Source organism: Virgibacillus oceani (assembly GCF_041521345.1).
Classification (GTDB): Bacteria; Bacillota; Bacilli; order Bacillales; family Amphibacillaceae; genus Virgibacillus_N; species Virgibacillus_N oceani_A.
Genome location: NZ_JBGOHB010000007.1, coordinates 111,546 through 124,628 on the forward strand (window position 1 = coordinate 111,546; position 13,083 = coordinate 124,628).

General features: G+C 40.2%; 10 protein-coding genes, 1 pseudogene and 1 riboswitch. Of the genes and pseudogenes, 6 read left to right on the forward strand and 5 right to left on the reverse strand.

Features of this window, described 5'->3' with window-relative positions; all coding sequences use genetic code 11:
* Nucleotides 1-15: 15 nt before the first annotated feature.
* Entirely contained in the window at nt 16-1,008 is a 993-nt protein-coding gene (locus tag ACDX78_RS07400; protein ID WP_486026615.1) for an LLM class flavin-dependent oxidoreductase, read from the reverse strand.
* Between the two features lie 460 nt (nt 1,009-1,468).
* On the opposite strand from ACDX78_RS07400, the gene ACDX78_RS07405 reads away from it, so the two are divergent.
* Entirely contained in the window at nt 1,469-2,047 is a 579-nt protein-coding gene (locus ACDX78_RS07405) for a TasA family protein (protein ID WP_486026616.1), read from the forward strand.
* A gap of 252 nt (nt 2,048-2,299) precedes the next feature.
* A complete protein-coding gene (locus ACDX78_RS07410; RefSeq protein ID WP_486026618.1) occupies nt 2,300-3,907 on the forward strand; it encodes an alkaline phosphatase in 1,608 nt (535 codons plus the stop codon).
* Between the two features lie 187 nt (nt 3,908-4,094).
* Here ACDX78_RS07410 and ACDX78_RS07415 read toward each other — a convergent pair whose 3' ends face one another.
* Nucleotides 4,095-4,445, reverse strand: a complete 351-nt coding sequence (locus ACDX78_RS07415; RefSeq protein WP_486026619.1) for a DUF2200 domain-containing protein — start codon at nt 4,443-4,445, stop codon at nt 4,095-4,097.
* A 135-nt stretch (nt 4,446-4,580) separates the two neighbouring features.
* Between ACDX78_RS07415 and ACDX78_RS07420 the strand changes: the two genes are divergently transcribed.
* Complete coding sequence (locus ACDX78_RS07420) at nt 4,581-5,060, forward strand: GNAT family N-acetyltransferase (RefSeq protein WP_486026621.1); 480 nt, start codon at nt 4,581-4,583, stop codon at nt 5,058-5,060.
* Nucleotides 5,061-5,195: 135 nt separating this feature from the next.
* Here ACDX78_RS07420 and ACDX78_RS07425 read toward each other — a convergent pair whose 3' ends face one another.
* On the reverse strand, nt 5,196-6,551 hold the full coding sequence (locus ACDX78_RS07425) for a cyclic 2,3-diphosphoglycerate synthase (protein WP_486026623.1): 1,356 nt from the start codon (nt 6,549-6,551) through the stop codon (nt 5,196-5,198).
* 222 nt (nt 6,552-6,773) lie between these two features.
* On the opposite strand from ACDX78_RS07425, the pseudogene ACDX78_RS07430 reads away from it, so the two are divergent.
* Nucleotides 6,774-7,165, forward strand: a pseudogene (locus ACDX78_RS07430) (alcohol dehydrogenase catalytic domain-containing protein); the annotation flags it as partial.
* A 47-nt stretch (nt 7,166-7,212) separates the two neighbouring features.
* A riboswitch (cyclic di-GMP riboswitch) is annotated at nt 7,213-7,303 on the forward strand.
* Nucleotides 7,304-7,661: 358 nt separating this feature from the next.
* Here the strand turns inward: ACDX78_RS07430 and ACDX78_RS07435 are convergent.
* Together ACDX78_RS07435 and ACDX78_RS07440 are read right to left on the reverse strand one after the other, a co-directional pair.
* Nucleotides 7,662-9,110 carry an FIMAH domain-containing protein gene (locus tag ACDX78_RS07435; protein ID WP_486026625.1) on the reverse strand — a complete coding sequence of 483 codons (1,449 nt, stop codon included), beginning with the start codon at nt 9,108-9,110 and terminating at the stop codon, nt 7,662-7,664.
* 210 nt (nt 9,111-9,320) lie between these two features.
* Nucleotides 9,321-10,574, reverse strand: a complete 1,254-nt coding sequence (locus ACDX78_RS07440; protein WP_486026626.1) for a dicarboxylate/amino acid:cation symporter — start codon at nt 10,572-10,574, stop codon at nt 9,321-9,323.
* A 744-nt stretch (nt 10,575-11,318) separates the two neighbouring features.
* Between ACDX78_RS07440 and ACDX78_RS07445 the strand changes: the two genes are divergently transcribed.
* Both ACDX78_RS07445 and ACDX78_RS07450 read left to right on the forward strand, forming a co-directional pair.
* Complete coding sequence (locus tag ACDX78_RS07445) at nt 11,319-12,128, forward strand: sensor histidine kinase (protein WP_486026627.1); 810 nt, start codon at nt 11,319-11,321, stop codon at nt 12,126-12,128.
* Between the two features lie 4 nt (nt 12,129-12,132).
* The gene (locus ACDX78_RS07450; RefSeq protein ID WP_486026629.1) at nt 12,133-13,056 is read left to right on the forward strand and encodes a response regulator; all 924 of its coding nucleotides are present in this window, start codon (nt 12,133-12,135) and stop codon (nt 13,054-13,056) included.
* The last annotated feature ends 27 nt before the right edge of the window (nt 13,057-13,083 follow it).

Below are 13,083 nucleotides of genomic sequence, written 5' to 3' on the forward strand. Positions count from 1 at the left end.
CAGTCCCAGGCACTTCTACAGCATAGCTTCCGCCACCAGTTGATACGACTTTTTCTTTGCCTCGAAGTCATGGATGTTCGTGATAATCATAAACTCGTCTGTTTGGTATTCATCCTGCAGCTGCAATAACTTTTGTTTTACCGTTTCAGGGGTACCAATGATCGCTCTTTTTCTATTATGCCTGATCGTGTCCAATTCAGACTTATTAAATGGCTTCTTCCGTACCTGATCAGGTGATTGCACGACCGTACCCGCTCCCTTTCCTACATTCAGGAGCCACTTATCCTGCGACAAAGCCAATGCTTCCGCTTCTTCCTCTGTCTCCGCACAAACAACAAAAATACAAACGAAGGATCGAGGTTTTTCCATCGTTTCAGATGGGGAAAAATTTTCACGGTAAGTGCGCATTGCAGCAGTACCATTCGCGGGGTCAATAAAATGTCCAAACACAAACCCCATCCCTAATTCTGCTGCATTTCTTGCTCCACGTTCTGATAAGCCTAATACCCAAAGCGGCGGCACTTTTTCAATTCTCGGCCCGGCCTTTACTAATCGAAACTCGTGGTCCTGCGGTAAAGAATGATGTAAAAATCCTTGTAAGTCGAAAAGCTGTCTCGGAAACTCATCAAGACCTTTATATAGATGATCCATCAATGCTTTGCGCGTTTTAGGAGAACCGCCTAGGGATCGTCCTACACCGATATCTATTCTATCCGGGAAAAATGCCTCCATTGTTTTCGCATTCTCCGCAATTTTATATGGGCTATACTGCGGCAGTAAGATTCCGCCGGACCCGACCCGTATGCGGTTCGTAACCGAGGCAATTCTCGTCATCAGAATTTCAGGAGAAGCGCTGGCAAGTCCAATCGTATTATGATGCTCTGCCACCCAGTAACGATGAAGCCCTAGTCGTTCTGTCCACTTCGCAAGCTCCAATGTATGCTCCAGTGCTTCTTCATGCGTCTCACCACTGGATACAGGTACTTGATCCAAGACACTTAATTTCATCGTTGACCCGCTCCTTTCCTCCAGTTTACATGAAGCCACATGTATTTAACGAAAAATGTGCTTGCTGCAATCACGGGAAAATGATAAAACACCTCGGTAAACTCCTTATTTCATTTAGATATGATGAATTCCAGATAATCTATATCAAACAACCTGCCATCTTTTGAATAGACAGTGGCGATTATTGAACAAAGCAGTGCACTCCTTTATCCTCACGATGTCCAGCAGTTTAGGCACCTTGAACTAGGTAAATAGTAGTAAGAAAAAATAAACTATACTAAATAGACTTTAAATTTACAATATATTAACTATAGCTTTATATTAAGTTATCATTTCTCTGTTAATCTACTAATAGATTCTCAGACATTCTATCATCCGGACAGTCTTGGTGACATCGCTACATCAGGCAAAGCTTGATGAGGCGTTCACATATATCAATTTTATTTAGGGAGGAATCATGATGGGCATCAAAAAGCAATTGGGCATGGGCATGGCAACAGCAGCACTTGGATTAACGTTAATTGGAGGGGGGACATTCGCTTACTTTAGTGACAACGAGGAAACAAACAACACATTCGCTGCAGGTACGCTCGATTTATCAGCAGAACCGACGGAGATCATTGAAGTGGATAATATGGCTCCGGGAGATTCCATGGTTCGCGATTTTGAACTGCAGAACAACGGTACACTCAACATCGATACGGTATATTTGGAAACCGGTTATACCTATAGCGATACGGAAGGCGATGATTTTGGCGAACATATCGAAGTAGAGTTTCTCTATAACGCGGATAATCTCGATGAGGTTATTTATCAAACTACATTAGCAGAGCTGCAGGACATGACACCGGAAGCAATCAATGAGCATGTTTTCTATCCGGCTATTGGTGATGATGGCTTGCCTGCAGGGGAATCTCATGATTTCATCGTGCAGTTTAACTTCCTGGACAACGGAGAAGATCAAAATCATCTCCAAGGTGCTTCCTTAAACCTGGAGTGGACGTTTGTTGCAACACAAGGTGACGGACAAGAATTATAAGAAAAACTGTTTTCTAAAAAGATGTGTTGTCTTTGAAACAGACACCAGGTTAAATATCTTTACTGGCACCACCACCGGAAATTGAAATATATCCGAGTTGCGGGCCAGTCAGCTGAAAAATTGTGAAAACACCTAGAACATATAGTACATGAAACCAATGATAAAAAAATGAAACAATTACCAAGTAATTAGCAAGTAGTACTGTAATTCTATCTCTGTCTATTAAACTGAGAATCTCAAGGAGGAATTTAAATGAATATTGGAAAGTCTATTGTTGCAGGAGCATCTATACTTGCGTTGTCTATCGCCCCTTTACAGTCTGTATTTACATCGGCAGAGAACCCATCTTCCGATAATGACCATGAAGCAGTGCAAAATGTCATTTTTATGATTCCAGATGGCTACGCAACGAGTTATTCATCGAATTATCGTTTGTATAAAGAAGGTGATGAACCAATATGGGATGACATGCTTACCGGAATGATGAAAACTGTTTCTGCTGATAACGCTATTACAGATTCTGCAGCTGCAGGGACCGCAATGGCGACAGGGAAAAAAACAAACAATGGCATGATAAGTATGTCTCCGGACGGTGAAGAACTGGAAACCATATTGGAAGCGTCTAAAGATGCGGGGAAATCTGCAGGGATAGTGGCTACTTCAACTATTACCCATGCGACCCCGGCAGTGTTTGCTTCACATACGGAAGCACGTAATGACGAACACTTAATTGCACCCCAATTTTTAGATAATGAAGTCGATGTTATTTTCGGAGGCGGAAAAAATATTTTTCTTCCTGATTCTGAGGGTGGAGAACAAGATGAGCGCCATTTAATTAATGAATTTAAAGAAGCTGGTTATCAGTTTGTAGAGAATAGGGATGAATTACTGGAAAATGAGTCTGATAAAGTGCTTGGTTTATTTGCTGATGATGCTTTGGCACCCGAGTTAGAGCGTGATCAAACTGACGAACCGAGTCTAGCAGAGATGACAGAATCTGCGATTGAAGCACTCGACCAGAATGATGAAGGTTTCTTTTTAATGGTAGAGGGAAGCCAGATCGATTGGGCGGGTCATGCCAATGATGCAGCTTGGGCGATGAGTGATACAGAAGCTTTTGAAGAAGCAGTTACTACTGCTGTCGAGTATGCGGATCAGGATGGAGAGACGCTCATTGTGATGGCTGGAGATCATGATACAGGCGGAATGACTGTAGGTGGTTATGACACAGGGGATACGCAGTTAGAGATCCTCCATGATGTAGAAAATACCGGCGGTTATATTGCTGGTCAATTGAATAGCGATAGAAGCAATGTAAGAGATATTATGATCGAATATGCAAATATTGAAATCACAAATGATGAAGAGGAAGCCATTAGAACTTCCGATGCACCGGACCTGGAAATTAACCATATCATCAGTAATTACGCAGGGGTGGGTTGGTCAAGCTATAGCCACACCGGTCAAGAGGTTCCGCTTTTTGCTTACGGCCAAGAATCTGATTTATTCACAGGGCTCTTAGATAACACGGATATACCTAAATTAATGGCTGAAGCAATGGATATTTCTTTAGGGGATGCGCAAGAACCAGTTGAACCTTCTGTCGAACAAATGCAAACACAGGTTGATGAATTTTCAGCTGATGGAGATATTGCAAATGAGGAAACAGCCAGGCATTTGCAGACACACTTAACTTCTGTAGGTCATTATGAAGAAACCGGATCAACAGATAAAGCCCTTAAACATATGAATGGCTTTAAAACGTTATTGGGACAGCAGAAAGAGAATGAATTAATTTCAGAGAATGCATATGACTCCCTTCATAAAGGGGCAGATGGCCTGATTGAACAATGGGGATAGTGATTTAGATTTAACAAGAAACATCCCTTGCAGCAGAATGTGAATTGCTGCAAGGGATGTTTTTTTACAACAAAAAATAGATTTAAAGCAAGCGTGAAAGCCGAATCAAAGTTTTATTTCCTCAGCATTTAACGCAGTCCCAAATCTTTTCGGTGGGACGAGCATTTGCGCAGCCCCAGGCATCCAATCATTTCCGCAAAATCTTCTCCATTGTCTTTCCCTTTGCTAACTCATCGATTAGCTTATCCAAATAGCGAATTTCCTGCATCGTTGGTTCTTCGATATCTTCAACGCGGACACCGCAGATCACACCTTTGATCAAAGCTCTCGAAGGATGCAGCCCGGGAGCTTCTGAAAAAAAGGTCTCAAAGTCCGTCTGTTTTTCCAGCTGCGTTTCTAACGCTTCCTGGTTATATCCAGTCAACCAACGGATAATTTCATCTACTTCTGATTTCGTACGCCCTTTTTTCTCCGCCTTCGTCACATAATGGGGATAAACTTTTGCGACACTCATTGTATAAATCTTATGTTTGGTCATGATACATCCTCGTTTATAAGTTTTCCTTTATTCTATCATAAAAAACAGATAGGTTTGTCGATGGATAAGAATCAAAGTATGTTAAAATTTATAAAACATAAGTAGTGTAGTTTCTGAGAATGAGAGGGATAATAAATGCATATTCGTGAAATGGATGAAAAGGACAATCAAGCCATGGAACAAATCATCAAACGTTCATTGGAGTCATTTACCTTGGATATCCCGGGCACCGCCTATTTTGACCCCCAACTAAGCAGGCTAAGGCAATTTTACAAAAAACTGCCAAATGCAAGGTACTGGGTTGCAGTGAATAATGAAAATGAGGTGGTAGGTGGCGTAGGTATTGCCCCGTTTGCAGGAAAGCCAGAGACTTGCGAACTGCAAAAGCTTTATATTACACCGGCATACCAAGGCAGGGGATTTGCTAAAAAATTGATGAAAACAGCACTCGACTTTGCGGGCAATCATTATACATACTGTTATTTGGAAACAATGGAGAAGCTCCAGACATCCAACCGTCTCTACAGCCAATTAGGTTTCCGAGAACTTGACAGCGCACTGGAAGGATCCGAGCATGGTACAATGGATACCTGGTTTTTAAAAAATTTATCGTAAAAAGCTGCCACCCCCCCCATTCTCGATTAAAAAAACTTCGATAATTTTCGGGAAGTGACATCTTTACGATCGGGCGAGCATTCAGCGCAGCCCCAGGCACTGCTATACTAAACTTGAGAAGGGACAGTGCTTTTTCTATACTGTCTGTTTCCCACTCAGCTGATGTTTCTCCATAAATCCATTCAATACTTCGTTTAGATCCGGACCATCGATTTCATTTAAATCATAGTGCACCCGTGTAGTCGGTTTATTGATGGAAATAACACGGCTCAAGTCGATTGGTGTACCGATAATTACCGCATCGCAATCTGCCTGGTTAATCGTATCTTCCAAATCCTGCAGCTGCTGCTCTCCGTACCCCATTGCCGGCAATACATTACCGATATGGTCGTATTTGTTCAGCGTATTTTTCAGTGTACCTGCCGCATATGGACGCGGGTCAACAATCTCCTTGGCACCAAGACGTTCCGCTGCCACAGTCCCTGCACCCAGTTTCATTTCCCCATGTGTCAGGGTCGGTCCGTCTTCCACGATTAACACACGTTTTCCGGTAATGCTGTCCGGCTGATCTACCGTGATCGTCGACTCTGCTTTTATAATCGTGCTGTTAGGATTGGTGGCCTTAACATTATTTTCCACCGTTTGAACAGCTGCTTCTTCTGCACTATCCACTTTGTTAATAATATTCACATCACTTGTTCTCAAGTTCACTTCCCCCGGGTAATATTTCAGCTCATGACCAGGGCGATGCGGGTCAAGCACGTTAATTGCCAAATCAGCGTCAAAGAAAGAGAAATCATTATTCCCGCCATCCCATAAAATAACGTCACAGCCATCCGGGTCATTTTCAGCCGCTGCTAAAATTTCCGCATAATCCACACCGGCATACACAATATTTCCGCGTGCCACATGTGGCTCATACTCTTCCATTTCTTCAATGGTACAGTTATGTTTCTTCAGGTCCTCGACATTTGCAAAACGCTGCACCCGCTGTGCATTTAAATCCCCGTAAGGCATTGGATGTCTCACAGCAATTACTTTTAAGCCCTGCTCCAGGAGATTTTCAATGACCTTCCTTGATGTTTGGCTTTTCCCGGTTCCCGTTCGTACCGCACAAACGGAAATAACCGGCTTTTTGCTTTTTAACATCGTTTGGTTTGGACCGAGCAATGTGAAGCTGGCACCAGCTGCATTAACGATCGCACTCATGCCCATCACCGTATCATAACTCACATCACTATATGCAAAAACACATTCATCTACCTGGTGTTCTTTTACCAATTCCGGTAATTGCTCCTGTGGATAGATTGGTATTCCATCCGGATACAATTCACCTGCCAATTCAGCCGGATATTTCCGCCCATCGATATCTGGAATTTGTGCCGCTGTAAAAGCAACTACATTATATGTCCCATTATCACGATAATACGTGTTAAAATTGTGAAAGTCTCTGCCTGCCGCGCCAATAATAATAACATTCTTTCTTTCCATAGCAATCGCTCCCGTTATTAAAAGTTGATTATAATTATAACTAAAAATGTATAATTATGCAATGGTGCCTTTAAACTTTTTTGGTGCCTGGATAAAGACGGCCATGATACCCCTTCCTCCGCCCCACGTTCATTCCCAAGCAAGTTTGGGGAAACACCTTATACAAATTATATGGGAAGGTTGGGATAAACATGAAGGCTGTAACATTTCAGGAAAAGTGGCCAGGAAGCAAAAAAAGGGGATCGTGTCGTTATTCCATTCAACGACGGGTGCGGTGATTGTTTCTTTTGCAACCACCAGATGGAAAGCCAGTGCGATAACTCCAATCCACACGGGGAACCCGGCGGCTTATTCGGATTTGGCGGTGATTTCGGGAATCATCCCGGCGGCCAGGCAGAATATTTACGCGTTCCTTATGCAGACTTTACGTCATTTAAAGTGCCTGCATCAAATGAATTGGAAGATGAACAGCTATTATTATCTGACGTGATCCCTACTTCCTGTTGGAGCGTGGAACATAGCAACGTTAAAAAGGGGATACGGTCATTGTACTGGGCAGTGGTCCTATTGGGCTGATGACACAAAAATTCGCCTGGCTGAAGGGAGTAAAACAGGACACAAATTATACAAAATAAGGGTCTAAAAAAATCTCCCACAAGTACTTGACTCAATCCAATTTTTCCGAAAGGTTGATACGCAAAGCTACAGACCTAAAGGATTAACTTTACTCCCACGGTGGCTGAGCTACCTCAATTTGGAGGTTAATTAACATGGTTAAACAACAAGATTCTGTAAAGTTACGTCATCTTGATGAAGAATGGATTGAATTGACGAGAACTGCAAAGCACAATGGGCTTACACTGACGGAAATTCGATGTATTCTGAATAACTTAAAATACGCGTCAATAAATAAATCTAGAACAGGATAATTTTTGGCCCGTATGAATACAAGCGCATCAAGTTCTGAGGAAATGAAGATTCCCTAGTACCAATTTGCAAAAAATAAAATAAAAACGGAGAGGTATATTACTACCTCTCGATTAATAATTGGCTAAATAAATATACGTCATGGATTTTGCATGCATGGATGAGTAATCTTCACCTATTCATCTAATCTATTAAATGACTTTCACCTAGAATGGAAAGTATGGATGCCTCTGTTGTGCCTTGCCACCTATCAAGTAAAAGATCTGCATCACTGTTGAGTCTTCTATAAGCTTCATTACCAATGGAGCCTTGATCTTGCTGGTGATCAAGTAAAACTTTAAAACCATTTAAATGCCTGACCATTTTCCCGGCATCTTCTTGCTGTTCATAAATTTCCAGCGCAGCTAAATGGTTATCTAATATACGCGCATCACTGGCATTCTCAAATTGGCCTTCTTCTGTAAAGCGCCCCATCACAACATCCCTCATATCAGTAATGTTGTCTGTCCAATACCTGGGGATTTCTGTAGCAAAATCATCACCATTCAAATCATTAATAGACCCGTCAGCCATGGCAGCAATCATCCCCCATAACCCGTTTTCCACACGATCTACCAGGTCTTGATCATAGCGATATTGAGGCTGTTGACCAGGCATTTCGAATAGGACAGTTGCTGAACCATTAAGCGCGAATGAAGATCTGGCTTGTCCAGGAAAATCACGTTCCTGAAAAGCGATATACTGAGCTACACCAGTCTCCTCTTTATCTGAGAACTCCTGCACCCCAAGCGCCGCAGCTAATGCATAACGTTTTGATTTATCCATATCCAATGGATAATCATCATATTTTGTGCTATCGTCCGGTCCTAATGGCGGAGGGTCTATCGCAATGGTGACTTCCTCACTTGATTTATTAAGCTTCGGTGTCCCCATGTGGTGAAGATCTATAAAAAGCTCTACTACACCGAACTCTTCTTGCAGCTCCACGTAAAGATCTCTCATCATTTGAGACTCTGGCGTTATGAAGAATCCAAAATCAAGTGTGTTTCCAGGTAAATCTTCTGCTGCAACTTCATAGTCTAAGTCAGCATGAAAATCACGGTTGATATCAAAGCCGCCATTCCTTTGATTATAGTACCAGGCAGGATCAGCACCTTCTAAATGCGGGTAAGTAGAAACTACATCATCCCACGGAAAGATACTATGTCTTTGCGGTATCTCGAGGCCATCCACGTTTAAGCGTGGAAGGGTAACTATAGTCACCTCGTCACGAACTAATTGAGCGAATGAGTCATCACTGGTTCCAAGGTAATCCAGTATTTCCACAATTGCCTCGGCACCGCTTTTCTCATTACCATGGATGCTGCTGTTAATATATATTACTTGGTCTCCTGTACCTACACGGGCAGACATTATTTCATTTCCTTGCTGTGAAAACCCAGCAACATCAACCTCTACCCTTCCATCACTAGCTTCCTCGATGTCGTCTAGCTTTTGAAGAAATTCATCATTGGTCATCCAATCTCTTTCCGTATCAGCCGATGCTTCACTCACTGGAACCAACACAATCAGGAAAATTGCAGCAAAAAACATACATTGTTTCCAGATATTTTTCTTCATCATAGTCTCCATCATCATATCCTCCTTAAAATTTCACAAAATGTGTATTAGTAACAAATACAGCAGTTTTACGATGTATCCCTATAATATATTTTCATAGATTCCCTCCCTGTTATTTAAGCGTTTCTATTATGCCTAGTATCATAGATGTGTTTATACACTTTGAATAAAATAAATATACAATAGACTGAAAATAGTCTGAGATTAAAGAGCGAGAATATCTTATTCAGCCTTTCTTTTAGCTTCCTCTTCAGCTTCCACATATCTTGACTGCCCTTTAAGTTCCCCTTCCGTACCTGCTACAACTACGGAAGCAGAAGCATCTCCAATGATGTTAACCGTTGTCCTGAACATATCAAGGATACGATCAATACCAGCGATTAAAGCAATTCCCTCAAGCGGCATGCCAATCGTCGTTAAAACCATTGCAAGCATAATCATTCCAGCACCTGGCACCCCTGCCGTACCAATGGAAGCGAGAACCGTCATAATGACGACTGTAGCAAGTTGCATTATCGTTAATTCGAGACCATAGAACTGAGCAATAAAGACAACGGCAACCCCTTGATAAATAGCTGTTCCATCCATGTTGACTGTTGCTCCTAATGGCAGGACGAAACTACTTATTTTATTGGATACGCCTAAATTTTCCTGTGTATTTTTCATCGTTACTGGCAATGTACCTGCGCTGCTCGCTGTACTGAATGCAACAACAGCAGCCGGTATAATCCCTTTAAAGAACTTGAGTGGATTCATTTTTGCAAATACTTTTACGGCTGAAGAATAAACGAATATCGCATGTAACAGACAAGCAATCCCTACTGCTAAAATAACTTTTGAAAGCGGCAACAATACCGATGCTCCATACTGCCCAATAATCGGTGCAACAAGCCCTAGAACCCCAATTGGTGCAAAACGCATGATGACACTCGTGACCCAAAACATGATTTCAGCAAAGCCATCAAAAAAGCGATGAACAGGATCAGCCTTTTTTCCGACAACTGTAATGGCCAACCCAATAAAGATGGCAAAGAAAATAATTTGCAGAATATTACCCTCTGTTAAAGCGCCAAATGGATTTTCAGGCACGATATTAAGAAATGTTTGAATAACTCCTTCTGATTCATTCACTTGTACTTCCTCTGTTGATGATACGTCGATGGATAAGCCTTCACCTGGTGATATAATAAACGCTAAACCCAATCCAATGGTAATAGCCACAGCTGTTGTCATTAAATAATAACCAATTGTTTTTGAGCCGACTCTTCCTAATGATTTCATGTCACCAATGCTTGCTATTCCAATAACAAGCGTAGCAAGAATTAATGGCGCAATAATGAAATTAATCAAGCGTAAAAATAAATCGCCTAATGGGGCTAATATTTCAATTGATTCACCAAAAATGATCCCAAGAATGATGGCAATGACAAATGCAATTAAAATTTGCATCAATAAATTCCCTTTTAAAATCTTCATAATTCCCCTTCCCCTGTTATTAAATTTTTCTTAGCATTACTTCGTTCCCGTTCCATCTACCCTCCCTATTAAATATAGAGACGCTCCAAAATCAAAAAGTAATCGCTTACTTTTTCAGATAGCCTAAATATTTAGAAATATTTGGAATTCATTTACATTAATAGATTCTTTCTGCTATTATAAAATGTAAACTACACCAATAAACGGAAAACTACAAAAAAACGTATTTTGAATTTTTAAGGAGGCAATAATATATTGGTTCCTTCTATAAATAATAATAGATATCTCTTTTTTTATATGCTGGTATTAATTCCTATAGCAGGTGAATTGAACTTTTATCCTTTTAACGACTCTTTTCGTGTCAGCTTTGGCATGCCGACATTTTTCTTTTTATTATTTATATCGCATAAAAAAATTCCCGCTATCCTTTCCGGGATTATCGCTGGAATATCTGTTGTATTTTTTCGTATTTTGCTCGACGCTTTTCATTATGATCTCTTGTATTTATTTCAACAGCACTACCCTACCTTTTATTATTACTTTACTTTTGGCTGTCTGTTTTATATGACAAGGGCTAAGCATTATATTCATCGATCTATTCTCATTAGTATGCTGGGAACATTATTTGATATTTTAGCCAGTTTAGGGGAGTTATTATTCCAATACTTGGCATTTAACTCAATGATAGTGTTTGAGGACATGCAGAAAATAAGCATTATAGCTGTTTTTCGGAGCTTCTCTACGGTGGGCTTATTAAATTTATTAATACTTTATAAAACGCGTTTAAGACAAGAAGAAATAGAAAAACAAAACAACCAGCTCACTTTAGTTATTTCTAATTTATATGAGGAATCCATTAATTTACAAAAAACGTTAATAAGTAGTGAGGCTATTACAAAAGACGCCTATCATTTATATTACACTCTGAAGAACATGCCATCTTTGAATCCTGAAAATAAAACTGACTTAGCTCAAAAGGCTCTGAAAATTGCCGGCGAGACACATGAGATTAAAAAGGATAATCAAAGGATACATTCCGGACTCTCCAGGCTTATCACAGACAAAAGTTTTTCGGAGTATATGGAAATAAACAAACTAATAGATATCGCCTTAAAATCTAATAGAAAATATGCAAATGCATTAGGAAAAGACATTACTATTTCATCATCTATTCAAGAAGACCATTCCTATTATCATGTATATCAGATTCTCTCCATCATAAATAATATACTCGCAAATGCGATAGAGTCTATGAGAGATTCCGGCAGCGTAGCTATACATGTAAGCAGGGAACAAAATGTAATTGAATTTCAAATCAAAGATAATGGTCCCGGTATTCCACAAAATCAAATACATTTAGTTTTCAAACCTGGATTTACAAATAAATATGATCATGATGGCAGATCATTTACTGGTATTGGGCTTACTTATGTAAAGGGATTGGTGGAAAGTCTTGAGGGTGAAATTTCATTGCAAAGCAGTGTCGGGAAAAGAAGTGGAACTTCCTATAAAATACGATTACCCATTAAAAACATAACATGGAAAGGCGGGTGATATCATGCTATTTTATATCGTGGATGATGATGAAGGCACACGTGCCATGTTAACCGAAATTATAGAAGATGGCGATTTAGGGGTAGTGATAGGTGAGGCAGAGAATGGTTCTATGCTCGATGAACGACTTTTCACATCAGGAAAGGTAGATATTTTGTTAATTGACTTATTAATGCCGAATAAAGATGGGATTGAAACTGTCCATGACATAAAGCCCATATTTAAAGGAAAAACGATTATGATTTCCCAGATTGAATCAAAAGAATTGATTGCGCAGGCATATTCCCATGGTATTGCCTACTTTATCATTAAACCAATCAATAAAATAGAAGTGCTATCAGTAATTAAAAACGTGACAGAAAACATTCATTTGGAGAAATCAATATATAATATCCATAAGTTAGCGGGAGATACACTTCCAGGCCATCCTGCACCAAAAGAAAATAATGCTTTCGCACAAGATTTCACATCATACGCCCAGTTGCTTTTATCAGAAGCAGGTATAGTAGGCGAAAATGGGTATCAGGATTTATTGGATATTTTAGATTATCTTTTTAAATATGAAGAAGAAGAAACACTGAATCATGGCCTCCCTCACTTAAAGGACATTTCTTTAGAGCTGGCAAAAGAAAAAAAAGGACCATCATCTCAAAAAGAATTAAAACGCGAGATAAAAGCTTCTGAACAGCGTATCCGCAGGGCTGTTTATCATTCATTGACTCACTTTGCTTCCCTTGGGTTAGATGATTTTATGAACCCATCATTTGAAAAATATGCATCCAAGTTTTTTGACTTTGCCGTAGTACGAAAAAGAATGGATGAAATAGGAAATAAGAAACCACTATCATCTCCGCAAATACGAGTTAATACAAAAAAATTCATTCAAGTTTTATATTTTGAGACCAAGCGGTTAATGGAAGAAACATAAGGGGAATTGAATGATTTTCAGCCTTCA

Excerpts from the sequence above, each read along its gene's own strand:
- ACDX78_RS07400 (WP_486026615.1), bottom strand. The coding sequence starts at position 1,008 with ATGAAATTAAGTGTCTTGGATCAAGTACCTGTATCCAGTGGTGAGACG.
- ACDX78_RS07405 (WP_486026616.1), top strand. The coding sequence starts at position 1,469 with ATGGGCATCAAAAAGCAATTGGGCATGGGCATGGCAACAGCAGCACTT.
- ACDX78_RS07410 (WP_486026618.1), top strand. The coding sequence starts at position 2,300 with ATGAATATTGGAAAGTCTATTGTTGCAGGAGCATCTATACTTGCGTTG.
- ACDX78_RS07415 (WP_486026619.1), bottom strand. The coding sequence starts at position 4,445 with ATGACCAAACATAAGATTTATACAATGAGTGTCGCAAAAGTTTATCCC.
- ACDX78_RS07420 (WP_486026621.1), top strand. The coding sequence starts at position 4,581 with ATGCATATTCGTGAAATGGATGAAAAGGACAATCAAGCCATGGAACAA.
- ACDX78_RS07425 (WP_486026623.1), bottom strand. The coding sequence starts at position 6,551 with ATGGAAAGAAAGAATGTTATTATTATTGGCGCGGCAGGCAGAGACTTT.
- ACDX78_RS07435 (WP_486026625.1), bottom strand. The coding sequence starts at position 9,110 with ATGGAGACTATGATGAAGAAAAATATCTGGAAACAATGTATGTTTTTT.
- ACDX78_RS07440 (WP_486026626.1), bottom strand. The coding sequence starts at position 10,574 with ATGAAGATTTTAAAAGGGAATTTATTGATGCAAATTTTAATTGCATTT.
- ACDX78_RS07450 (WP_486026629.1), top strand. The coding sequence starts at position 12,133 with ATGCTATTTTATATCGTGGATGATGATGAAGGCACACGTGCCATGTTA.